The organism is Streptomyces sp. O3, assembly GCF_054788135.1.
Genome location: NZ_JBTVYK010000064.1, coordinates 1 through 22080 on the forward strand (window position 1 = coordinate 1; position 22080 = coordinate 22080).

Sequence of the window (22080 nt, forward strand, 5' to 3'; positions counted from 1 at the left end):
GGGGGGTTGGCACGGGGGCACCCGGGGGGGCGGAGTGTGGGGGTTTGGGGGGGGGGGGGCCCCCCGCCCCCCCCCCCCGGGCGCCCCCACAGCCGCGCCCCCGAAACCCCACCGCCCCGAAACCCCCACGCCCCGGCACCACCACCGGTCCAAAGGAGGGACACGGATGGACAGTTCAGCACTCCCCACCGCCGTCGATCACTCACCGCAGTGGGGCAGCGTCCGCCTGGACCTCGACGCCTACCTCGCCCGCGTCGGCTACGACGGGCCGCGCGAACCGACCGCCCAGACGCTCCAGCGGCTGCACCGCGCCCATATGACGGCCTTCTGCTTCGAGAACATCGACATCGCTCTCGGCCGCCGCGTCGCCATCGACATCGACAGCATCCAGCACAAGCTCCTGCGAACGGGCCGGGGTGGCTACTGCTACGAGACGAACCTGCTTTTCGCGGCCGCCCTCGACCGCCTCGGCTTCCCCGTCACGCGGCTGCTTTCCCGCATCCGCGAGGGCAGCACCAGACACCGCTTCCGCTCCCACACATCGACGCTGGTCAGGGCGGGCGGCACGGTGTGGCTCGCCGACCCCGGATACGGCTACGCCGGACTCATCGAACCGATCCCCCTCACCCTCGGCCCGCCGCTCACCGTCGGCGGCTGGACCTGGCGCCTGACCGTCGCGGACGACCACTGGATTCTCCAGGAACTGCGCGGCGACGACTGGTTCGACCTCTACGGCTTCCGGCCCGAGCCGCAATACGAGGTCGACTACCAGGCCGCGCACTACGTCAGCTCGACCAGACCGAGTTCACCGTTCGTGGGGCACCTGGTCGCTCAGCGAGGCCAGGAGAAGATCCGACACCGGCTGCGGGACACCCAGCTGACCACCGACCACGCCGACGGCCGCACCGAGCGGCGCACCCTCTGCGGCGTGGAAGTGGTCCACACCCTGCGCGACACATTCGGCCTCACCCTCACCGACGAGGACGAGCGCCTCCTGCTCCGCTTCGTACGCGACCTGCCCGACGAGACCCGCCCGACCACTCCTGACACCCGCACCTGACGGGGACGGTACGCGAACGGCCCCGGCGCGCGGCCGAAGTGCCGTGCGCCGGGGCCGCCTTGGTCCCCGTGCCGCTATGCGTGCGTGCGCAGCACGGTCTTTCCGCGCCGCTCGCCCTCCTCCACGAGGCGATGAGCTTCGGCCGCCTTGCGCAGCGGCATCTCATGGACGGCCGACGGACGCAGTGACCCGTCGGCGAGCAGGAGGTTGAGGTGGGCCGCGGCGTCGGCGAGTTCATCGGCCGAGGCCTGGGAGATGGCGAAGCCGACGACCGAACAGTCCTTGACGTAGAGGCGGCCCGCGGGAAGCGTCGGCGAAGTGTGCAGGCCAGCCAGGAGCACGATCCGGCCGCGCCTGGCCAGCAGATCGACGGCGGTGGACAGGTCGTTGCGCGCCGAGGTGTCGAGGTACATGTCGACGCCGTGCGGCGCGGCCCGCCGGATCCGGTCGACCGCGCCGGGGTCGCGGTAGTCGACGAACTCCTCCGCACCCAGGGCCCGTACGCGCGCGGCGCTGTCCGAGCCCGCCACAGCGATGACGCGGGCCCCGGCGCGCGCGGCCATCAGGACCAGGGCGCTGCCCACGTTGCCGCCCGCCCCGAGGACGACGACGGTCTCGCCGACACGGAGTCGGCCGTGGGTGAACAGCGCCAGATGGGCCGTGGCCGCCGGGTGGGCCACGGCGACCGCGTCGGCCGCCGGAACGTCCGGGGGCAGGCGGTAGAGCCGGTCGGCGGCGACCAAGGCCCGCTCGGCCGCCGCGCCCTGCCGCCCGGCATAGCCGAGGCTGTTGCACCACACCCTGTCACCAGGAGAGAAGCCGACGGCTCCGGATCCGGTCGCGGCGACGGTACCCACGAGATCACGGCCGATCACGAACGGCAGCGGCACGTCGGTGCGCCAGGCCCCGGAGCGGACGAACGTGTCGACGTGGTTGACGGCGCTGACCTCGACGTCGACGAGCACGTCGGCCGGGCCGGGCTGAGGTGCGGGCAACTCGCCGTGACGGATCAGATCCGGTGCTCCGAATTGCTCGATGTACGCGGCAAACATGCGGGGATTGTGACCCGGCACGGGCCGCAGCCGCGGCCGCGGACGGCACACTCTGTCAGCTAGGGCGTGTGTCGGGGATCTTGGAGTTTCCCGGTGCGGCAGCATGATCAACGGGCATGCTCGGGTAGTTCCGCCGACCGATGCAGCTGCCGAGGTGTCCGTTGTCCCTTCGCCCCCGTTCCGGTGAGCAGGTCCCGCCTCTGACTGCGCAGGTCGCGCGGGCGAGCAACCCGGGCGGTACGACGGCGATATGGGTACGGGACCGCCTCGACGGGCTGTGGTGCGACGAGGACTTCGCCGACTGGTACCCGCGCGATGGACGTCCGAGCCTCTCGCCTGCTCAACTGGCCACCGTCTGCGTGCTGCAGTTCCTGCTCGGCCTCTCCGACCGGCAGGCCGCCGAGGCGGTCCGCTGCCGCATCGACTTCAAGTACGCCATGGCCATGGACCTGGACGATCCCGGCTTCCACCACAGCGTGCTAGCCGACTTCCGCGACCGTCTCGCCGACGACGACCGTGCTGACCGCCTCCTCGACCTCGCGCTGGCCCGTCTCAAGGAGGCCGGACTGGTGCGCGAGCGCACCACGCAGCGCACCGACTCCACCCACGTCCTAGCCGCGGTGCGTGACCTGACCCGCCTGGAGTTGATCACCGAGGCGGTCCGTGCCGCACTCGAAGAAGTCGCCGGCACATCTCCTCACCTGCTCGACGAGCTGGTCGATGAGGACTGGGGACGCCGCTACGGCCGCCCGGTCCGCCTGGGCAAGAACCCCACCAAGCCCAAGACCAGGATCCTTGCCACCGGAAACGATGCCGTCCGGCTCCTGGAACACCTCTACCGGCACGGCACGGACCGCACGTGTGGTCCTCGCGTCCAGGCCCTGCGCCAGATCATGGTGCAGAACTACCACCGTGACGCCCAAGGACACCTGCGCTGGCGCACCGCCGAGACCGAAGACGGACCAGGGCTGCCGCCCTCGTCCCGGGCGATCGTCTCTCCCTACGACACCACGGCCCGCTACGCGCGGCACGGACACATCATCAGCTGGAAAGGGTTCTCCGCCCATCTGACGGAGACCTGCGCTCCCTACGGCCCCAACGTGATCACGGACGTGGCCACCACCGCGGCCACCACCCACGACAGCCAGGTCCTGCCCGGCATCCACACCCGCCTGGCCCGTCGCGGACTGCTGCCCGCCGAGCATCTGGTCGACGCCGGCTACACCTCCCTGCCCCACCTGGAACAAGCCGCACGTGAACACCAGATCACCGTCTCCGGGCCGCTCCGGGGCAACCCCACCCGCCAGCACCGCGCCAATGAGGGCTTCGCCCGGGACGACTTCTACATCGACTACGACCGTCAGCAGGTCACCTGCCCCCAGGGGCAGGTGAGTGGAGTGGAGGGAACGGTCAACGAGTTCGCCCACGGACACGGCATGCGGCACTGCCACTACCGAGGGCAGGGAAGAGCCCACATCCAGCACGTTCTGACGGCCATCGCCGTCAACATCGAGCGCCTCAGCGGACTGCCACCGGCCGAGGAAGCACCTACGCCCCGCCGACCGACTGCCTTCCAGAACTACCTCGACCAACGCGAGATACCCCAGCCGAAGTCCTGGCGCACCCTGGACACCTGACCTCGGCAACTCCAAGATCCCCGACAGAGTCAAGCTAGGCCCTGTCGTCACACTCCCTCCCCCGCTCTCGGCTCCGCTCGAGCAGGGAGGCGCCCCCTTCGCCGCACCGGGCGCGGCAGCGGGTGCTGAACACACCCAGGACACCGGTGGGGCCGGACAGAGCCCCCGCGACCCCGGCACCTGACAGACAACGGACGCGGGCCGCCCGCGGAACCCGCGCGGGCCCGCAGGATGGGGCCCGATGCCTAGCCACGACCCCCTCACCCCTCTCGACTCCCTCGACGTTCTGGACGTATGGCCCGACAGCGCGCGGATGCGCGCTGACGTACGTCCGCTGATCCGTGCCCTGCGGCCCGGCCTGACCGACGACGCCTTCGACCGGTTCGCCGCCGAGGCGCACGGACAGGGACTGGTGTTCACCGCCGCCTACGCCGCGGACGGGAGCTGCCTGGCCGTCGCGGCCCATCGCACGCTGGCCACCAGCCGCGGTCGCGTCCTGCAGATCGACGATCTGGTCACCGACGCCGCGCGCAGGTCGGGCGGCGTCGGCGCGCGGCTGTTCGACCTGCTCGTCGAGCGGGCTCGGGCCGCGGGCTGCGCAGGGGTCGAACTCGACTCGGGCGTCGCCAACGGCGCCGCACACCGCTTCTACCACGCGCGTCGGATGAGCATCGCGGCACTGCACTTCCGGCTCGGGCTGCGGTCCTGAGCCTGACCGCACGGGTTCAGGCGAGTACACAGACGCTGTGCGCGGCCGAGGCCAGCGTGGTGTGGCGGTGCCAGCCGCTGTAGGAGCGGCCGACGTAGTCGCGGATGCCGACGTGTGCGGTGATCTCGTCGAAGTCCTGGTCGACTTGGCGGGCGAAGCCGGTCAGACGCAGCGCGGCGACCGTGGGCTGAGGCAGGTCGGTGAGCCAGAGTTCGGCGGGCTCGCTCCGGCCGGGTCCGGCGATCCCGACGAGCGAGAGCGGTACCTCGGCCGGCCCCGTACCCGGTACGCGCACGCTCACCGAGGCGACGAGCGCGGTGCGCCCGGCTGACTGCGGCGTGCGTACGGGCTCGGGGCGGGCCATGGGCCGGAACAGGGAGCGGGCCGCCCGCATGATCTCCGGGGCGGTCATCCGGCGGGCACTGTATCCGGTCAGCGCCGGGTCGTTGACGACGAGCGGAAGGTCGCCGTGCACCCGGACCATCGAGGGCAGGCCCGCGGCGTGCAGACCGACGGCGGTGGCGACCGGGTCGGCCTCCTCGATATCGACGACCACCGGCAGCGGCGGCAGCTCCCAGTCGACAAGGCTCTCCCGGCAGGCCGTCAGGACACAGTCGCTGATCGTCTCGGGCTCGGCCTCGCAGGGGATCGACGCCTGATTGCGGCGCAGCCCGTCCCTGATCCAGGCCTGGGGCAGGAAAAGCCGCCAGTTCAGCGGTGCCGTGACGGCGTCCGCGGTGCCCCAGACGCCGATGGCCCGCTGGGCGTTGAGAGCCTGGCCCTCGTCGACGGAGAAGTACCGGCTGACCCCCACCGAGTGCCGTCCCACCTTCGGGATGGTCATCGGCCGGGCGACATAGGCCTGCACGGGCGTGTTGAGCAGCAGGTATTCGGCCAGGGCACGGCGCACCGGGATCCAGTCCCAGGTCGAGCTGCAGATGAAGTGGTGCAGGCTCTGGCCGGTGCTGCTGCCGCCGATCAGCGCCGCCATGTTCCGTATGGACTTGCGGCCGTGGGTGGAGAGCAGCCCGTGGACGTACTCGGTGCCGCGCCGGCGCTGGTCGCTGCGGCGCAGCGAGGCGAACAGCGGGGTGCACAGGTCCTGGAGCGCGTCCTGGAGCACCGCTTCGGGGTGAATGAGAGCAGTACTCATGTGCCTCCTCTGTCGATTCGTTTCCACGCCGTGCGGTCGCTCTATTCACGTCGTGCTGTCCGTTCCACATTAGGAATCAAAACGCGCCCCGATGAATGGCAAGAACATGGCAAGGTTCAGCGGTTGCGACGCTTGTCAGGCATGACTGGTTCGGGTCCGTACGTAATCCATGGGTTGACTGCAGGTGCAATCGAACAGCACAGTCGACACAGGGAGTTGACTTCTCATTCGAGACGGGTGGAAATGGGACGCAAAAAGAAAGTGATTCTCGCGGAACCGCGCAGTTTCTGTGCTGGTGTGCGTCGCGCCATATCGATTATCGAGCTCGCACTCGAGCGCCACGGCACCCCGCTCTACGTACGCAAGGAGATCGTGCACAACCACTACGTGGTCCGGCAGCTGGAGCGGCGCGGTGTGATCTTCGTGGACTCCGAGGACGAGGTGCCCAAGGGAGCGGTGTGCGTGTTCTCCGCGCACGGCGTCTCGCCCCAGGTGCGCGACAACGCGCGGGCCCGCCAGCTCGACGTCATCGACGCGACCTGTCCGCTGGTCTCCAAGGTGCACCAGCAGGCCAGGCGGTTCGCCCGAGAGGACCGGACGCTGCTGCTCGTCGGGCACGCCGGCCACGAGGAGGTCGAGGGAACCTTCGGGCACGCACCCGACCGGACGGTGATCGTGGAGACGGCGGCGGACGCGGAGAACCTCGACCTGCCTGCCGACACACCGGTCGCCTACCTCACGCAGACCACCCTCTCGGTGGACGAGACTCGGGACATCATCGACGTGCTGCGGCGCAGGTTCCCGGATCTGCAGGGACCGGGAACCAGTGACATCTGCTTCGCGAGCCAGAACAGGCAGGACGCCGTCAAGGCGGTCGTGCCGGAATCAGATCTGTTTCTCGTGGTCGGGTCTCGTAATTCCAGTAATTCGCTGCGAATGGTCGAGGTGGCCGAGCGTCTCGGTGTCACATCGCACCTGGTTCCGGACGTCACGGAATTCGACGAGAGCTGGCTGGAAGGTGTTTCGGTCGTCGGTGTGAGCGCTGGCGCGAGCGCCCCGGAAATACTTGTCGATCAACTCATCGAGAGACTCGCGGACTTCGGTTACCGCGACATCGAGATCGAACAGGTGGCGCAGGAGGACGTGGTCTTTCACCCGCCGGCGCGGCTCATCGAACCGGCGAACGCCGGGTGACCGGCCGGACAGAGAAGGGAGGCAGATGATGACGATCGCGGTGACGGACCGGGCCACGGCGCGGCAGACCCGCACGGAGGTGCTGCGCCGGGCCGAGCGGCGCCTGGGAGAACTCCTGGCCGACGAACGCGCCCGCTGGAGCGGAGTGGACGAGCGGGGCGCGGTGCCCGTCGACACGGTGACATCCCTGGTCGACGCGGGCGGCAAGCGGCTGCGGCCCGCCTTCTGCGTCAGCGGCTATCTGGCCGGCGGCGGCGACCCGGACGACGCGCTCGCATCGGACGCGGCCTCCGGCATCGAACTGATCCACACCGGCGCGCTCCTGCACGATGACGTGCTCGACGCGTCCGAACTGCGCCGCGGGGCGATGACGGCACACATCAAGCACGCCGCCGTGCACCGGCAGCGTGGCTGGCGCGGCGAGTCGCGCCGCTACGGCGAGTCAGTGGCCCTGATCTCCGGGGTCCTGGCCACCCTCTACGCCGACCGCCTCACCCGCGGACTGCCGCCAGCGGCCCGGCAGGTGTGGGGCGAGATGGTCACCGAGGTCCAGATCGGTCAGTACCTGGACGTCGCGGTGGCCGCCGAGGGCGTGATCGCGCCGGAGCTGTCGCGCTGGATCGCCATCTGCAAGTCCGGCCGCTACAGCATCACACGCCCCCTGCTGCTCGGCGCCGCCCTCGCCGAACGGCCCGACCTGACCCCGGCGTTCGAGGAGTACGGCGAAAGCCTCGGCCTCGCCTTCCAACTGCGCGACGACGTCATCGGGACCTTCGGCGACAGCACGGTGACGGGCAAACCCGTCGGCGACCTGGAGCAGCACAAGATGACACTGCTGCTCGCCGAGGCGGCCGAGCGTGACCCCGACGTGCGCCGCCTGGTGAACCACCCCGAGTGGGACACCGAGGCGCTGCACGGGCTGCTCGGTGAGAGCCGCGCCCGCATCGAGGAACGCATCGACGCGCTCGTGGAACGCGCCTGTGCCGCCCTCGACACGGCGGCGATCGCCCCTGTGTGGCGGGACGAGCTCCACGAGATGGCCCTCGAAGTCGCATACCGGAACCGGTGATCACATGTCACTGCTGGAGACTGTGCACGGCCCGGAGCGCCTCAGGGAGCTGAGCACGCAGCAACTGAACGACCTCGCCGCCGAGATCCGCGCCTTCCTCGTCGACCGGGTGTGCGCGAGCGGCGGCCACCTCGGTCCCAACCTGGGCGTGGTAGAGCTGACCCTCGCGCTGCACAGCGTCTTCGACTCGCCCCGCGACAGGCTCCTGTGGGACACGGGCCACCAGTCGTACGTACACAAGATCGTGACCGGGCGGGCCGACGGCTTCGACCGGCTGCGTCAGGAGGGCGGCCTGTCGGGCTACCCCAGCCCGGCGGAGTCCGAGCATGACCTGGTCGAGAACTCGCACGCCTCGACGGCCCTCTCGTACGCCGACGGACTGGCCCGCGCGGACGCGCACCAGGGCCGCACCGACCGCGCCGTGGTCGCCGTCATCGGCGACGGGGCGATGACCGGCGGGATGGCCTGGGAAGCGCTGAACAACATCGCCGACGGTCCCCGGCGGCCACTGGTCATCGTGCTCAACGACAACCAGCGCTCCTACGCGCCCACTCGGGGCGGGCTCGCCGACCACCTCGGGGAACTGCGCGCCGGGATACCGGGACCCGGCCTGTTCGAGCAGTTGGGGCTCGCCTACCTCGGACCCGTGGACGGGCATGACGTGGCGGCGCTGCGGCGGGTGCTGAGCCAGGCGCGTGGTCTCAGTCGGCCTGTGGTGGTGCACGTGGTGACGGAGAAGGGGCGCGGGTTCGCGCCCACCGAGCACAACGCACTGGACCGCGGCCACGCAGTCAAACCCATGGACCCCGCCACCGGCAAGGCGCTCAAGGCGTCTGGCGGACCGTCGTTCACGTCGGTGTTCGGGCGGGCGCTGGTACGGATCTCCGAGCGCCGCCCCGACGTCGTGGCGGTGACGGCGGCCATGCTGGAGCCGACCGGGCTGCTGCCGATGAAGGAGCGCTTCCCCGAGCGGGTCATCGACGTGGGCATCGCCGAACAGCACGCGGTCACCATGGCCGCGGGCATGTCCCTGGGCGGAGCCCACCCGGTCGTCGCGATCTACTCGACCTTCGTCAACCGCGCCTTCGACCAGCTTCTGATGGACGTGGCGCTGCACCGCAGGGCCGTCACCTTCGTCCTGGACCGCTCCGGCGTCACCGGTGACGACGGGCCCAGCCACAACGGCATGTGGGACATGTCGATCCTGCAGGTGGTGCCGGGGCTCAGGATCGCCGCCCCGCGCGACGGCGCCCGCCTCACCGAGCTGCTGGAGGAAGCCGTCGAGTGGCGGGACGGCCCGACCCTCGTGCGCTTCCCCAAGGGGCCGACGGGTGAGGACATCCCGGCCCAGGCGACGTTCGCCGGCACCGACGTCCTGCACCGGGCGGGCCCCCTCGACGTGCTGATCATCTCGGTGGGCGCGCTCGCGCGGACAGCGCTGCAGGTGGCCGAGGTGCTGTGGGCGCAGGGCATCGGCGCGACGGTCGTCGACCCGCGCTGGGTCACCCCGGTCAACGCCACCCTGGCCGACCTGGCGCGCCGACACCGCTTCGCCCTCACCGTCGAGGACAACAGCCGTACCGGGGGCGTGGGTTCGGCGATCGGGCAGTTCCTGCGGGACGAGGGGGTGCGGACGCCGTTGCGCGAGTTCGGCATCCCGAGGCGCTTCCTCAACCACGGCAGTCGCGCTGACGTCCTAGCAGGCTGCGGGCTGACCGCGCAGCACATCGCCCGGACCGTGGTGGAGGAGATCAGCGGTCCGCAAGAGGCCCGTACGCACGGCCTGGTGACCGATTTCGAGAGCGAGATAGCCCGCCTCATGGATGAGGAACGGGGAGGGGAGACACGGTGACGACGGTTGGTCTCGGGATACCCACACTGCGGCCGGAGGCACAGCTGCCACCGCTGGCCCAGCGCCGCGCGTCCCGGCAGATCATGGTGGGTTCGGTGCCGGTGGGCGGCGATGCGCCGGTGTCAGTGCAGTCGATGACGACGACGGTGACGGCGGACGTCAACGCGACGCTGCAGCAGATCGCCGAACTCACCGCGTCCGGCTGCCAGATCGTGCGCGTAGCGGTCCCCTCGGCGGACGACGTGGAGGCGCTGCCGGTCATCGCGAAGAAGTCGCCGATCCCCGTGATCGCCGACATCCACTTCCAGCCCAGGTACGTCTTCGCGGCGATCGACGCGGGCTGTGCCGCGGTCCGCGTCAATCCGGGCAACATCAAGAAATTCGACGACAAGGTCGGGGAGATCGCCAAGGAGGCGGGCAACGCGGGCATCCCGATCCGCATCGGCGTCAACGCCGGTTCGCTGGACCGCAGGCTGCTGGAGAAGTACGGCCGGGCGACGCCGGAGGCGCTGGTCGAGTCGGCGCTGTGGGAGTGCTCGCTGTTCGAGGAACACGGCTTCAGGGACATCAAGATCTCGGTGAAGCACAACGACCCGGTCGTGATGATCGCCGCGTACCGGCTGCTCGCGCGGCGCTGCGACTATCCGCTGCATCTCGGCGTGACCGAGGCGGGCCCGGCGTTCCAGGGCACGGTGAAGTCCGCGGCCGCGTTCGGGGCGCTGCTGTCCGAGGGCATCGGCGACACCATCCGGGTCTCCCTGTCGGCGCCGCCGGTCGAGGAGGTCAAGGTCGGCACCCAGATCCTGGAGGCGCTCGCGCTGCGCGAGCGGGGCCTGGACATCGTGTCCTGCCCCTCCTGCGGCCGGGCCCAGGTCGATGTGCACACCCTGGCGGAGAAGGTCTCCGCCGCCCTGGAGGGATTCCCCGCGGCCTTGCGGGTCGCCGTCATGGGCTGTGTGGTGAACGGACCCGGCGAGGCGCGGGAGGCCGACCTCGGCGTCGCGTCCGGCAACGGCAAGGGGCAGATCTTCGTCAAGGGCGAAGTGATCAAGACCGTGCCGGAGTCGCTGATCGTCGAGACGCTGGTCGAGGAGGCGATGCGGATCGCCGAGGAACGGGGCGAGCTCAAAGACGAGGCGGGCGCGGTGGTCGTCACGCCGACCGCCTGATTCCGCTGTGCGCGTGGCCCGCCGGGAACCCCCGGCGGGCCATCGCATTTTGACATTCTATGCAAAAAGATAGTGGATTTTCAGCCAGTGCTTCCACTGCTCGGTCAGCCTCAACTCACCTGGTGTCGAGGCGATATGCGCTCCCGCTTCGGTGACACGGCCCGGTTCGCTCAACTCTTCTGCATGTCTGGATCTGTTCGATCAAATATTTGAACAACCTAGCGTGATGTACCTCAGCCAGGCCCGCAGCAACCGATGGAGATCTGAGGGACGGCCCATGCACTCGATCAGTTCAAGCACCGTCAAGGACGAGCCCGGCGCCCCTGGAGTGGATGTGCTTTCGGTCGCTGCCCGCTGCCTCGTAGGACGGGAGAGGGAGCTCGCCGAGCTCTGCGGCCGCCTCGGCAACCCGGCGGTGCGCGTCACCACCGTCACCGGCCCGGCGGGTGTCGGCAAGAGCAGACTCGCCGTGGCCGCGTTCGCCGAGGCCTCCCGCTCCTTCGCGGACGGCGGCCGCGTCGTCACTCCGGGGGATTTCCGCCCCGGCCAGGACCCCGAGACCGCGCTCGCCGAGGCGCTCGGCCTTCAGCCCGCCCCGGCCCGGTCGGTGCGCACCGTCCTGCGCCGGTATTTCGAGCCACGCCACTGCCTGCTCCTTCTGGACGGCTGCGACCGGATGCGTCCCGCCCTCGCTCAGGTCGTCACCCGCCTGACCAACGACTGCCCCCGGCTCACCGTCCTGACGACCGGCCTCGAACGGCTCGGCGTATACGGCGAGGCGCTGCTGCGGCTCGGCCCGCTCGCCCTGCCTCCGGGCGACGGCCGCGACCTCGACCTGTCGGCGCTGCGGGAGATCCCCGCGGTCCAGCTGTTCCTGGACCGCACCGCCGTGAGCCGCCCGCTGTTCGCCCTGACCGAGGACAACCGGGAGGCCGTCGCCGAGCTGTGCCGACGTACCGACGGCCTCCCGATCGCGATCGAGTTCGCCGCCGCCCGCATGAAGATGCTCTCCCCGAGGCGGCTCCTGGACGAGCTGCAAGACGGCCTCGAAGCGCTGTCCGGCACCGAGTTCGACACCCTGTCCCGGCACCGCGGCATGCGTCCCGTCATCGCCCGCGGCCTCGACGTGCTCGACCCGGACGAGCGCGGACTGCTACGGCGGCTCGCAGTCTTCCGCCGGCCCTTCGACGTCCCCACCGCCGAGTCCCTGTGGCCGGGCGGGCCGGCCGACTTCCGGCGGCTTGTGGAGGCGCTCATCGACAAGAGCCTGCTGTACACCCAGGAGGGGTACGACGGCGAGCCGGCCCTCACCATGCTCGGTCTGACCCGGCGGTTCCTCCTCGACGAGGCCCACATCCTCGGCGAGACCGACCTGCTCGGCGCGGACCACGCCGCGTTCTTCGTCCAGCTCGCCGAGAGCGCCGAGAGTGCGCTGCGCGGATCCGGCCAGGCCCGCTGCCTCGCCCGGCTCGACCACTGGCGCGAGGACCTGGCCGCCGCACTGCGGTTCCTGGCCGGATCAGGCGACCTGACGGGCGTGGTCAAGATCGCCGCGGATCTGCATCTGTACTGGCAGGCTCGCGGCGGCGTCCACGAGGGCATCGGCTGGCTGCGCACCGGACTGCGTGGCACGGGCCTCACTCTGGCGCGGCGGGCCAAGGCGAACCTCGCACTCGGTGAACTCCTGCTGTGCACCGGCGAGCTGACCGCCGCGGAGGAAAGTCTGACGATCGCCCGCGGCGCCTTCGACGAGCTCGGCGACCACATCGGCGTCGCCTCCTGCATGCGCCGCTTCGGCCTTGTCGCCCTGCACCGCGGCGACCTCGTCGAGGCCGACCGGCGCCTGGAAGAGTGCGTGGCCGCGCTCTGGGCGGACCGCGGGGGCGAACGCGCCGAAGCGCTACGCGACTTCGCGGATGTCCGCCGCGCCGAGGGCGACGCGCGAGGGGCCCGTCGGCTCGCCGAGGACGCGCTGGCGATCTTCGAGCGGCAGCGGGACGTGCGCAACATCGCGCTCACCCGTCTCGTCCTGGCCGACGCGGTCTTCGCCCTCGGGGACCAGGACGGTGCCGCCGGCCTCTACCGGTCCGCCCTGACGGACGTCGCCGAGCTGAGACACCTGATGCTCTGCCCGCTCGTCCTGGAGAAGTACACGATTCTGCTCAGCTGTTGCCGCGGCCGGTCCACAGAGACCTGGCGCCGGGCGGCACGGGCCGTCGGCGCGGCCGCGGCCGTCCGGGGCGTCACCGGATGCGTCGCCCCCGCCCGGCTGCGGATGGAGACGGAGGCCGTCGCGGCCCTCACTCGGGTGCGCCTGGGCGACGAGGACGCCGAGGCGCTGGCGGCCGAGGGCCGGAAGGCGTCACCGGACGCGGCCCTCCACGCCGTGCTCGCGCCCCCGGAACGCGCCGGGGCGGACCGCGACCGGGACTTCGGCCACCCCCTCACCCCGAGGGAGCGAGAAGTCGCCGAACTGGTGGCGGACGGGCTCACCAACCGGGAGATAGCCCGCAGGCTCGGCATCGCCGAGTGGACGGCCGTGAACCACGTACGCAAGATCATGCGCAAACTGGCCTGCACCTCCCGTGTGCAGGTGGCCAGCTGGACGGCGAGAAGGGACGCCCTCGGCGGCGCCGGAACCACGCGGGCCTCGGCTTGAGGCGAGAAGGAAGGCGCCGGGTCCCGCCCGCCGCCGCGCGGGACCCGGCGCGGACGGACATCAGAGCCAGGGCTGGGCCACGTTGTAGAGCAGGATGCCGCCGACCGTCGCACGGAAGACCACCACGCCCCGCCCGCGGGCGAGCAGCGCGTGACCGTCGCTGAGGAACGAGCCGTACTGACGAAGACGCAGCACGATCAGCGGCAGCGTCGCCACCACGAACCAGGCCGAGATCCATCCCGCCGCGAACGGCACCACGATCACCAGCACGTTGAGCGCCGTCAGCACACCCAGGAACACCTGGTTGCCGCGCACCGAGGCCATCACCGCGACCGTGCGCCGCCCCACCGCGGCGTCCCCGCTGATGTCCTGGGTGTTGGAGTAGCCGGATATCAGCAGCTGCCCGAAGCCGAACAGCAGCGCCTCCACCAGCACCACCGTCGGCAGTTCACCGACCGTCAGCGCATACGGGGCCAGCACGAACGCCGAAGCCGAGAACAGCAGCAGCACCTCGCCGAGGCCGAGATAACTCAGCTTCAGACCCCACGAGTACTGCACGCTGAACACCAGCAGCAGCGTCGTGACCACCAGACCCCACAGCGGGGCGTGCGGCGCGAACACCGTCGCCACCAGCCACCACAACGCGCCCCAGGCCAGGGCCAGATAGCCGAAGCGCTGCGCCTGACGCACGGTGAGTTCGCCGGTGAGCAGCGGCTTGCGTTTCAACGGGCGCAACTCGCTGTTGCCGTCGGAGAGATAGTTCGCCGTATCGCTGCCGTCCTTGACGCCCGTCACATCGTCGAGCGTCATCACCGCGGACAGCACCCCGAGCTTGCCGAGCGCGAAGACGAACAGGGTCAGCAGCACGGGCCCCTCGACCCGGCTGCTCGGCTCCATCGCCGTCCACACGATGAGCAGGGCGAGGAAGAAGTCGACGACGAACTGGATCTTGACCAGCCTGGCATACCTGCCCAGCCGGGGGAGCACACCGGATGCCGGGGCCACTTGCGTACCCGCAGCCGCCATGGGGGAGTCCTAACTGTCGGGCCGGGCACGCGCTCAGAGCGTGACCGCGGCGGTGTTCAGGCAGGCGAGCAGCGACCGCGCCTGCACATTGACATAACGGCTGTGCCGTACAAGGGAGTTGAGTTGCGCCGGGGTGACCCAGCGGTATCCGGGCGGCGGCTCGGCCGGCGCCTGACTCTCGTCCGCCTCGACGACCAGGTACCGGCTCTGCGCATGGTGGAAGCGGCCGCCCTCCTCCGAGTGCACCGCCTGATATCGGATCCGCTCCTTCGGGGAGCCGAGCACCAGGTCCAGGAACGGCGGGCGTCGCGCCGGCCCGGCATGCCGGTAGGAGTCCGGGGTGCACTGCACGGTCGGGGCCAGTTCGAGGGTGTCCATCAGCCCGCCCTCGACTCGAGCGTGCGCGAGCAGATGCGGTACGCCGCCGAAGCTGCGGGTCACGAACGCGGTGACGCCGAGGCCGATCGGCTCGATCAGCGGCTGAGTCCACTGCGCGACCTCGCGGCTGCCGGCCTCCACCGACACTGCCATGACACGGAAGTACCGCTCCGGCACCCGGTCCACCGACCACGTGCCGCGCTCCCAGTCGGCCAGTCCCGCGAGCGGGACCGAGCGCACCCGCCGGTCGTGGCGGGCGCGCTCGCCGGTGATCCAGGAGAGCAGTTCACGCTCGGAGTGCAGCGCGCCTGTCGCGCCCTGCACGGGAGCGCAGGCGAGGACAGTGCGCGCGTCCATGTTCACCACGTTGTCGTGGCACAGCAGTTCGCCGATCTGCCCCAGGGTGAGCCAGCAGAAGTTCTCCTCCAGCGGGACCTCGCCGACCGCCTCCACCAGCATGTTCCGGTTGACCTTGCGTAGGAACCAGGAGCCGTGCTCGGACTGCAGCACATCGGCGATCACTCGCCCCGGCGGCGCGTCGACGAAGTACTCCAGGTACTTCACGTCCGCGCCCTGGTGCACCTTGGTGTAGTTGCTGCGGGTGGCCTGCACGGTCGGGGAGAGCTGCAGCAGATTGGGGTTGCCGGGCTCCATCTTGGCCTGCATCAAGAAGTGCGGTACGCCGTCGAACTCCTTGACCAGGATGCCCAGTACGCCGACCTCGGGCTGGTTGATGATCGGCTGCTGCCACTCGGGGAACGGGCCTTCGGGATGGGTGACGTGAATGCCCTCGACGGTGAAGAACCGCCCGCTGCGATGCACGAGGTTCCCGGTGTCCGGCGCGAACGACCAGCCGTCGAGGTCGGCGAGCGGGATGCGCTCCACCCGGAACCGGTGCGTACGCGCGCGCTCCGCCAGCCACGGCGCGACCCGGTCGGTGTCGAGTCCGGCCCCCCGCCGCGCTGCGACCGAGCGGGCCAGGCGGGCGCTGTCCGCGCCGGGGCCGTCGGGGCCGTCGGGGCCGTCGGGACGCCGGGAGAGGGAGGCGGTCGGCCCGCTCATCGGCCGGCCTCCGCCTGGACGCGTTTGGTCTCCCGCCACCAGCCGGGATTGTCCCGGTACCAGTCGACGGTTTCGCGCAGCCCCCGAGCGAACGGCACCTCGGGCTCGAAGCCCAGCTCCTCGCGGATCTTGGCGCCGTCGAGGGAGTACCGGTCGTCGTGACCGAGCCGGTCGGCGACCCGCCGGATCGCCGACTCGTCGGCGCCGCACAGGTCGAGCAGCCGGTGTACGAGGTCGAGGTTGGTCAGCTCGGTGCCGCCGCCCACGTTGTAGATCTCCCCGGCCCGGCCCTTGGCCCGTACCGCCTCCACCGCACGGCAGTGGTCCTCGACGTGCAGCCATTCGCGGACGTTGTGCCCGTCCCCGTACAGCGGGACCGGCCTGCCCTGAAGGAGGTTGGTGACGAACAGCGGGATGAGCTTCTCGGTGTGCTGGTAGGCGCCGTAGTTGTTGGAACAGCGGGTGATGGACACGTCGACGCCGTGGGTGCGCGCGTAGCTGCGCACCATCAGGTCGGAGGCCGCCTTGGACGCCGCGTAGGGGGAGTTCGGCTTCAACGGCCAGCTCTCGGTCCACGAACCGGTGGGGATCGTGCCGTACACCTCGTCGGTGGAGACGTGCACGACGCGCCCGACACCGGCCATCCGCGCCGCGTCCAGCAGCACCTGGGTGCCCACCACGTTCGTTCGGACGAAGTCGGCAGCGGCGGCGATCGAGCGGTCGACGTGCGACTCGGCGGCGAAGTGCACGACCGAGTCGTGGCCGGGCAGCAGGTCCCGCAGCAGCCCGGCGTCGCAGACGTCGCCGCGCACGAACTCCAGGCGGTCCGAACCCGGCGGCAGATTCTCTCGGTTGCCGCTGTACGTCAGCTTGTCGAGCACCGTGACACGGGCCCCGACAGCCTGCGGATAGGCATCGCCGAGGAGGGCGCGGACATAGTGCGAGCCGATGAAACCGGCGCCGCCGGTCACCAGAATCCTCATGACGCGACCTCCACCCGCGAGTCATCCCCGACGATGAGCCGGTGCCGGCGGGTCGCCGACACCGAGGCTGTCCTGCCGATCAGCGAACCGCTCAGACCGGGCAGGTCCGACAGCTGGGACCCGTCCTGCACGATCGAGTCCTCGATCAGCGTGTGCCGCACCGCGCAGTCGCCGCCGATCGCGGTGTAGCGGCCGATGCGGCTGTCCTCCACGACGCTGCCCGGACCGATGTAGGCGGGCCCGTCGATACGGGAGTTCACCACTCGGGAACCGGGGGCGAGCACCACGGATCCGGTGACGCGGCTGGCCGCGTCGACCGTGCCGAGCCGCTGCGGCGTCAGCTCGTCCAGCAGCCGCCGATTGCATTCCAGTACGGCGTCCACATTCCCGGTGTCCGCCCAGAAACCGAGATACTCGCTCGCCCGGACCGGGGCGCCGTTCGCCACCAGCCACTGCACGGCGTCGGTGATCTCAAGTTCGCCGCGGGCGCTCGGCCGTATCGCGTCGACCGCCATATGAATGGCGGACGTGAAGAAGTACACGCCGATGAGCGCGAGATCGCTGCGCGGCGCTTCAGGCTTTTCGGTGAGCGCCGTCACCGTGAAGTTCTCGTCGACCTCGGCGACCCCGAAAGCCCGTGGGTCGGCGACCTTCTGGACGACGAGCTGCGCGGCCGGCCGTTGCTCGGCGAAGGACCGGGCGATGTCGACGACGCCCTCCGGGAGCACGTTGTCGCCCAGGTACATGAGGAAGTCGTCGTCGCCCAGGAAGTCGCGGGAGATCTTGACGCAGTGGGCCAGGCCGAGCGGATGCGCCTGGGGTATGTAGGTGATCCGGGCGCCGAACCGGCCGCCGTCGCCGATGACGTCACGGATCTTGTCGCCCTGGTCGCCGACCACCACTCCTATCTCGGTGATGCCCGCCGCCAGGATATTGTCGATGACATGTTCCAGAACCGCCTTTCCGGCGACCGGAATCAGCTGTTTCGGCGTGGAGTAGGTGAGAGGCCGAAGCCGGGTCCCCATCCCACCGGATAGCACTAGAGCTTTCACTTTGACCTTCCGGAGTGAACTCTTCGGCCAGGGATATCCTAATTCCGTTAGACTTTCCGAGAGTGCTGAATTAAGGCTAGTGGTGCGGCAATGGCTGGCCGTGGACTTGTTCGTGGACTGTGTCAGGTCGTGTTCGACGTGACACAGTCTCAACCCGGTGCCGGGGACCTGACACAAACCCCGAACTCTTCATGACCACCTTCTGCGGGCTATCGCTAGCATCGTGACGTACGCCCGCATGACCTGGCGTTCAACGTCACTCATTCACGAACTTCAAAGGGGTACGTTCATGGTCCAATGTCGAATCTGCACTGGCCCGGTAGATGAGTTCTTCGACTTCGGTAAACAGCCGGTATCCGATTCCTTCGTCACACCACAGACAGCGGGCAGCGAGTTCTATTTCCGCCTGGCTGCGGGCGTCTGCACCGATTGCACGATGGTGCAGCTCATCGAAGAAGTGCCCCGCGAGCAGATGTTCCACGAGGACTACCCGTACCGCTCCGCGGGCTCGGTGGTCATGCGCGAGCACTTCGAGAAGTACGCGCACCAGTTGCTCAACAGCGAGCTCGGCAGCGACGATCCCTTCGTTGTGGAGATCGGCTCCAACGATGGGACGATGCTCAAGACCATCGGCCAAGCCGGAGTGCGCCACCTCGGCGTCGACCCCTCCGCGCAGGTCGGAGAGTTCGCCAGGGCGGAGGGTGTGCGCGTGCGTACAGACTTCTTCCAGGACACCACGGCGCGCGAGATAGGCGCGGCCGACGGTCCCGCGAACGTCATCTTCTCCGCGAACACCGTCAGCCACATCGCCTATATCGAGTCGGTGTTCCGGGGCGTGGACGCGCTGCTCGCCCCCGACGGCATCTTCGTGATCGAGGACCGGTACCTCGACTCGATCATGGCGCAGAACGCCTTCGACCAGATCTACGACGAGCACTTCTATCTCTTCTCCGTGACCTCCGTACAGGCCATGGCCCAGCGCTTCGGCTTCGAACTGGCAGACGCGGAGCCCTTGTCCGTGCATGGCGGTTCGATGCGGTACACCATCGCCCGCCCCGGGCGGCGCACGGTCTCCACCCGCGTCGCCGAGCACATGGAGCGCGAGCGCGCGGCCGGCCTGGCCCGCCCGGAGACCTATCACCGCTTCGCACAGCACGTGCGCGAGAGCTGCCGCGACCTCGTGCGTCTGCTCACCGAGCTGCGTGACCAGGGGCTCTCGGTGGTCGGGTACGGTGCCACCGCGAAGAGCGCCACTGTCATCAACTACTGCGGAATCGGGCCGGACCTCGTCCCGTATATCTGCGACAGCACACCGGCCAAGCAGGGCCGGCTCACCCCCGGCACGCACATTCCCGTACGGCCGTCCGAGGAGTTCGGCAAGCCCTACCCGGACTACGCACTCCTCTTCGCCTGGAACCATGCGGAAGAGATCATGACGAAGGAGCAGGAGTTTCGTGCCGCGGGCGGCAAGTGGATTCTCTACGTGCCCGACGTGCACGTGGTCTGAACCCGCACCAAGCGGACCTGAGCAGCCACAGACAGCACGAAGAATCCCCGACGCCGTGTTCTCGGCGTCGGGGATTCTTCTCGCTCTCGCTGTCGGCCGACCGCGTCGGCCTCAGGCCATCACGACGGCGGCTGGATCGACAGCCCGTGGTTGAAGAAGTTCTTCGGATCCCACTTACCCTTCACCTGCTGCAGCTTCGGGTAGTTGCCCTTGTAGTACAGCTCGTGCCAGGGCGTGTCGGACTTGTTCCACTCAGGGTCAGCGACGTCCTTGTCCGGGTAGTTGATGTAACAGCCGTCGTTGACGCGGTTCGGCACCGGGACGCCACCGGTCTCCGAGTATATTTCGGAGTAGATCTTGCGGGTCCAGGCGATGTGCCTGTCGTCGTCCTTCTCGTCGAGCCAGTGAATCTCCCAGAGCAGCTGGAAGATGGAGTCGCGCTGGGCGAAGGCCGTCGCGTCGCTGGCTACTTCGCTTACCTTTCCACCCATGGAAGCCAGCACCAGCCAGGCCAGGTCGAACTCATTTTCGTAGTCGGTCTCGGCCATGTTCCGGTAGAGCGCGTCGATTTGCTGCTCGGTGAACGCCTTGCGCAGGTAGGCCGACCGGTGCTCGCCGCGAAGCGTCGGATTGAGGAAGACGTCTCCGCGGCCCGAGTTGAGGAGGTAAGAGCGCAGGAAGGTATGCCGCTGGACATCCGCTCCCCCCTCGGTGGTGCCGCCGACCGCCCTGTTCATCTCCTCCATGTAGGCCAGCAGAAGCTCTTCGCTGCGCGCGTCCGACCCGTCCATGTAGGACCACAGCTCGATTCGCCCCTTCGGCCCGGGGAAGATCGACAGGTAACTGCCGATGCGGCGGTTCTCGTTTCCCTCGTCACTGTTGTCCAGGTGCCATTGAGCATGCTTGGCCAGGAGGTTGCCGAAGTCCTTACGGCTGACCTGGTCCCACGGCCAGATGTAATGGGCGGAAAGGACTTCCTCGGACGGAACCGGCAGCAGTTCCTGCGGCCTGTTTCCGGTTGCTTCCGGCGCCCGCATCCAGTAGCGGGTGACGATCCCGAAGTTGCCACCTCCGCCGCCGGTGCAGGCCCACCACAGAGCGTGGTTCGGGTCGTCCTTCTCACGGGTGGCCACGACGCTCCGGACGGTCCCGTCGGCGTCGACCACGACCATCTCGACGGCGTACAGGTGGTCGACCGTCAGTCCGAGACTCCTGGCACTCATGCCCATCCCGCCGCCGAGGAGCTGGCCGCCCAGCCCGACCAGGGGGCAGTAGCCGGAGGGGATGGTGACCCCCCAGCCGCGGAAGAGCGTTTCGTACATGTCGCGCAGCTTGATCCCAGGTTCGATCATGAAGGCGCGGCGTTTCTTGTCGAAGGACACCTCATTCATGAGGTGCATGTCGACGACGACTTCGACGTCGGGGTTGTAGACGAAGTCTTCGTAACAGTGCCCACCGCTGCGTACGGTGAGCTTCTTGTTGCCGTCGACGGCCTCCTGGACGGCGGCGACCACCTGTTTCGTCGTGGTGGGGAAGACCACCTGGTCCGGATGAGCGCGCCACCGGTTGTTGTACCCGGACGTCACGTCCGAGTACTGCGGGTCGTTCGGGCGTGTGGTCAGAATGCGCGAATGATCAGTGGCAGGCTCGCCGGCCTGGGAGGACCCGCCGAACACAGCGAGACCGGCGGCGGTGCCCACACCGACGGCCGAGCCGGCTCCTATGGCGGTGATGAACTTTCTCCTGCTGTGATCTGACATGATTCCTTCCAACTCCTCGGAAACGAGTGGTGCGTGTGGACGGCGGTGAGGGCTGTCGGTCCGTGGCACCGGGCCGAGCGGCCGGGCGAATGCCGTCGGGCAGCGGTCTGCCCAACTGCGGTGTCCTGGCCGGTCGGAGGCCTTGTCCCGTGGGCGGCGGCAGCGAACACGGCTGCATGGCGGCAGTGTGAGCTCGCGCGTTCCGTTGCGGTCACTGAGGCGAATGACCGGGTGGCAGTCCGCGGGCGGGGTGATACCCCGGTCGACGGCGACGCGTGCGCGGCTTCTTCGCGAGTACGCGTCTGTCGGCGAGCAGCGCACGCCGGGCCCAGACGGCGTGGCGTCGTGCAAGCGGGCTCCCTGTCTTCCGTTATTGGTTCAGCCGCCCGATGGTGTAGTGCGCCGACCGGCCACCCGGCACTCGGGCCTCGACGGCATTGTCGAGTCGGCCGTCTCCCTCCCGAACCCACAGGCGGGAAGTCTGTCAAGTCCTGGACACCCGACATCTGGAGACCTGACATACCGCGTTGAACTCTGCTGCACCCGCGGCCCTGACCGCTCACTGTTAGCGGAGTCATGGGCGTAGTCGGGGGGTGCTTCCCACCGGTGGCGGTTGTCGGCGTACCAGCGAACGGCACTTCGGCGAGACCCTCCGCGCATCGGGCGGGGGCCCGGGTTCCTCAGCGACCTTGGTGTGGTCGACGAGGTATCGACGGTCGTGACCCGCGTATCTCCAGCTATTTGCTCATTACGGAAAG

At 69.3% G+C, this 22080-nt stretch carries 16 protein-coding genes; 9 read left to right on the forward strand and 7 right to left on the reverse strand.

Annotated elements, in window-relative coordinates:
- Nucleotides 1–166: 166 nt before the first annotated feature.
- The gene (locus tag ACX6XY_RS25895; RefSeq protein ID WP_460335515.1) at nucleotides 167–1060 is read left to right on the forward strand and encodes an arylamine N-acetyltransferase family protein; all 894 of its coding nucleotides are present in this window, start codon (nucleotides 167–169) and stop codon (nucleotides 1058–1060) included.
- Between the two features lie 74 nt (nucleotides 1061–1134).
- On the opposite strand, the gene ACX6XY_RS25900 is transcribed toward ACX6XY_RS25895, so the two are convergent.
- Nucleotides 1135–2112, reverse strand: coding sequence for an NADPH:quinone reductase (locus ACX6XY_RS25900; RefSeq protein WP_460335518.1), 978 nt, complete (start codon nucleotides 2110–2112; stop codon nucleotides 1135–1137).
- 161 nt (nucleotides 2113–2273) lie between these two features.
- Here ACX6XY_RS25900 and ACX6XY_RS25905 point away from each other — a divergent pair, with 161 nt between their 5' ends.
- Together ACX6XY_RS25905 and ACX6XY_RS25910 are read left to right on the forward strand one after the other, a co-directional pair.
- Nucleotides 2274–3749 (forward strand): transposase, encoded by a 1476-nt coding sequence (locus ACX6XY_RS25905; RefSeq protein WP_460335520.1) that lies wholly within the window; start codon nucleotides 2274–2276, stop codon nucleotides 3747–3749.
- A 241-nt stretch (nucleotides 3750–3990) separates the two neighbouring features.
- Nucleotides 3991–4458: a GNAT family N-acetyltransferase gene (locus ACX6XY_RS25910; RefSeq protein WP_460335523.1), complete on the forward strand. Its 468-nt coding sequence runs from the start codon at nucleotides 3991–3993 to the stop codon at nucleotides 4456–4458.
- A 16-nt stretch (nucleotides 4459–4474) separates the two neighbouring features.
- Here the strand turns inward: ACX6XY_RS25910 and ACX6XY_RS25915 are convergent, their stop codons facing one another.
- Nucleotides 4475–5611, reverse strand: coding sequence for an IS701 family transposase (locus ACX6XY_RS25915; protein WP_460335525.1), 1137 nt, complete (start codon nucleotides 5609–5611; stop codon nucleotides 4475–4477).
- Between the two features lie 243 nt (nucleotides 5612–5854).
- Here ACX6XY_RS25915 and ispH point away from each other — a divergent pair, with 243 nt between their 5' ends.
- From ispH to ACX6XY_RS25940, 5 genes are all read left to right on the forward strand, one after another.
- On the forward strand, nucleotides 5855–6805 hold the full coding sequence (gene ispH / locus ACX6XY_RS25920; RefSeq protein WP_460335528.1) for a 4-hydroxy-3-methylbut-2-enyl diphosphate reductase: 951 nt from the start codon (nucleotides 5855–5857) through the stop codon (nucleotides 6803–6805).
- 28 nt (nucleotides 6806–6833) lie between these two features.
- Complete coding sequence (locus ACX6XY_RS25925) at nucleotides 6834–7874, forward strand: polyprenyl synthetase family protein (RefSeq protein ID WP_460335531.1); 1041 nt, start codon at nucleotides 6834–6836, stop codon at nucleotides 7872–7874.
- 4 nt (nucleotides 7875–7878) lie between these two features.
- Nucleotides 7879–9726 carry a 1-deoxy-D-xylulose-5-phosphate synthase gene (locus ACX6XY_RS25930; RefSeq protein ID WP_460335534.1) on the forward strand — a complete coding sequence of 616 codons (1848 nt, stop codon included), beginning with the start codon at nucleotides 7879–7881 and terminating at the stop codon, nucleotides 9724–9726.
- On the forward strand, nucleotides 9723–10895 hold the full coding sequence (gene ispG, locus ACX6XY_RS25935; protein WP_460335537.1) for a flavodoxin-dependent (E)-4-hydroxy-3-methylbut-2-enyl-diphosphate synthase: 1173 nt from the start codon (nucleotides 9723–9725) through the stop codon (nucleotides 10893–10895). Before ACX6XY_RS25930 ends, ispG begins: the two co-directional genes overlap by 4 nt.
- A 277-nt stretch (nucleotides 10896–11172) precedes the next feature.
- A complete protein-coding gene (locus ACX6XY_RS25940; protein WP_460335540.1) occupies nucleotides 11173–13554 on the forward strand; it encodes an ATP-binding protein in 2382 nt (793 codons plus the stop codon).
- A gap of 60 nt (nucleotides 13555–13614) precedes the next feature.
- On the opposite strand, the gene ACX6XY_RS25945 is transcribed toward ACX6XY_RS25940, so the two are convergent.
- From ACX6XY_RS25945 to ACX6XY_RS25960, 4 genes are read right to left on the reverse strand one after another with little or no spacing between them, the layout of a single operon-like run.
- A complete protein-coding gene (locus ACX6XY_RS25945; protein ID WP_460335543.1) occupies nucleotides 13615–14580 on the reverse strand; it encodes a UbiA family prenyltransferase in 966 nt (321 codons plus the stop codon).
- A 33-nt stretch (nucleotides 14581–14613) separates the two neighbouring features.
- On the reverse strand, nucleotides 14614–16020 hold the full coding sequence (locus ACX6XY_RS25950; RefSeq protein ID WP_460335546.1) for an NDP-hexose 2,3-dehydratase family protein: 1407 nt from the start codon (nucleotides 16018–16020) through the stop codon (nucleotides 14614–14616).
- Nucleotides 16017–17003: a dTDP-glucose 4,6-dehydratase gene (rfbB, locus tag ACX6XY_RS25955; protein WP_460335549.1), complete on the reverse strand. Its 987-nt coding sequence runs from the start codon at nucleotides 17001–17003 to the stop codon at nucleotides 16017–16019. Before rfbB ends, ACX6XY_RS25950 begins: the two co-directional genes overlap by 4 nt.
- Nucleotides 17000–18055, reverse strand: a complete 1056-nt coding sequence (locus ACX6XY_RS25960; protein WP_460335552.1) for a glucose-1-phosphate thymidylyltransferase — start codon at nucleotides 18053–18055, stop codon at nucleotides 17000–17002. The genes rfbB and ACX6XY_RS25960 overlap by 4 nt, the downstream gene beginning before the upstream one ends.
- Nucleotides 18056–18344: 289 nt before the next feature.
- Here ACX6XY_RS25960 and ACX6XY_RS25965 point away from each other — a divergent pair, with 289 nt between their 5' ends.
- Complete coding sequence (locus tag ACX6XY_RS25965) at nucleotides 18345–19562, forward strand: methyltransferase domain-containing protein (protein WP_460335555.1); 1218 nt, start codon at nucleotides 18345–18347, stop codon at nucleotides 19560–19562.
- 119 nt (nucleotides 19563–19681) lie between these two features.
- Here ACX6XY_RS25965 and ACX6XY_RS25970 read toward each other — a convergent pair whose 3' ends face one another.
- The gene (locus ACX6XY_RS25970) at nucleotides 19682–21322 is read right to left on the reverse strand and encodes an FAD-binding oxidoreductase (protein WP_460335558.1); all 1641 of its coding nucleotides are present in this window, start codon (nucleotides 21320–21322) and stop codon (nucleotides 19682–19684) included.
- Nucleotides 21323–22080 lie beyond the last annotated feature (758 nt).

What these genes read in the sequence shown, in the direction of transcription:
- ACX6XY_RS25895 (WP_460335515.1), top strand. Translation starts at nt 167, where the DNA reads ATGGACAGTTCAGCACTCCCCACCGCCGTCGATCACTCACCGCAGTGG.
- ACX6XY_RS25900 (WP_460335518.1), bottom strand. Translation starts at nt 2,112, where the DNA reads ATGTTTGCCGCGTACATCGAGCAATTCGGAGCACCGGATCTGATCCGT.
- ACX6XY_RS25910 (WP_460335523.1), top strand. Translation starts at nt 3,991, where the DNA reads ATGCCTAGCCACGACCCCCTCACCCCTCTCGACTCCCTCGACGTTCTG.
- ACX6XY_RS25915 (WP_460335525.1), bottom strand. Translation starts at nt 5,611, where the DNA reads ATGAGTACTGCTCTCATTCACCCCGAAGCGGTGCTCCAGGACGCGCTC.
- ispH (WP_460335528.1), top strand. Translation starts at nt 5,855, where the DNA reads ATGGGACGCAAAAAGAAAGTGATTCTCGCGGAACCGCGCAGTTTCTGT.
- ACX6XY_RS25925 (WP_460335531.1), top strand. Translation starts at nt 6,834, where the DNA reads ATGACGATCGCGGTGACGGACCGGGCCACGGCGCGGCAGACCCGCACG.
- ACX6XY_RS25930 (WP_460335534.1), top strand. Translation starts at nt 7,879, where the DNA reads ATGTCACTGCTGGAGACTGTGCACGGCCCGGAGCGCCTCAGGGAGCTG.
- ACX6XY_RS25940 (WP_460335540.1), top strand. Translation starts at nt 11,173, where the DNA reads ATGCACTCGATCAGTTCAAGCACCGTCAAGGACGAGCCCGGCGCCCCT.
- ACX6XY_RS25945 (WP_460335543.1), bottom strand. Translation starts at nt 14,580, where the DNA reads ATGGCGGCTGCGGGTACGCAAGTGGCCCCGGCATCCGGTGTGCTCCCC.
- ACX6XY_RS25950 (WP_460335546.1), bottom strand. Translation starts at nt 16,020, where the DNA reads ATGAGCGGGCCGACCGCCTCCCTCTCCCGGCGTCCCGACGGCCCCGAC.
- rfbB (WP_460335549.1), bottom strand. Translation starts at nt 17,003, where the DNA reads ATGAGGATTCTGGTGACCGGCGGCGCCGGTTTCATCGGCTCGCACTAT.
- ACX6XY_RS25965 (WP_460335555.1), top strand. Translation starts at nt 18,345, where the DNA reads ATGGTCCAATGTCGAATCTGCACTGGCCCGGTAGATGAGTTCTTCGAC.
- ACX6XY_RS25970 (WP_460335558.1), bottom strand. Translation starts at nt 21,322, where the DNA reads ATGTCAGATCACAGCAGGAGAAAGTTCATCACCGCCATAGGAGCCGGC.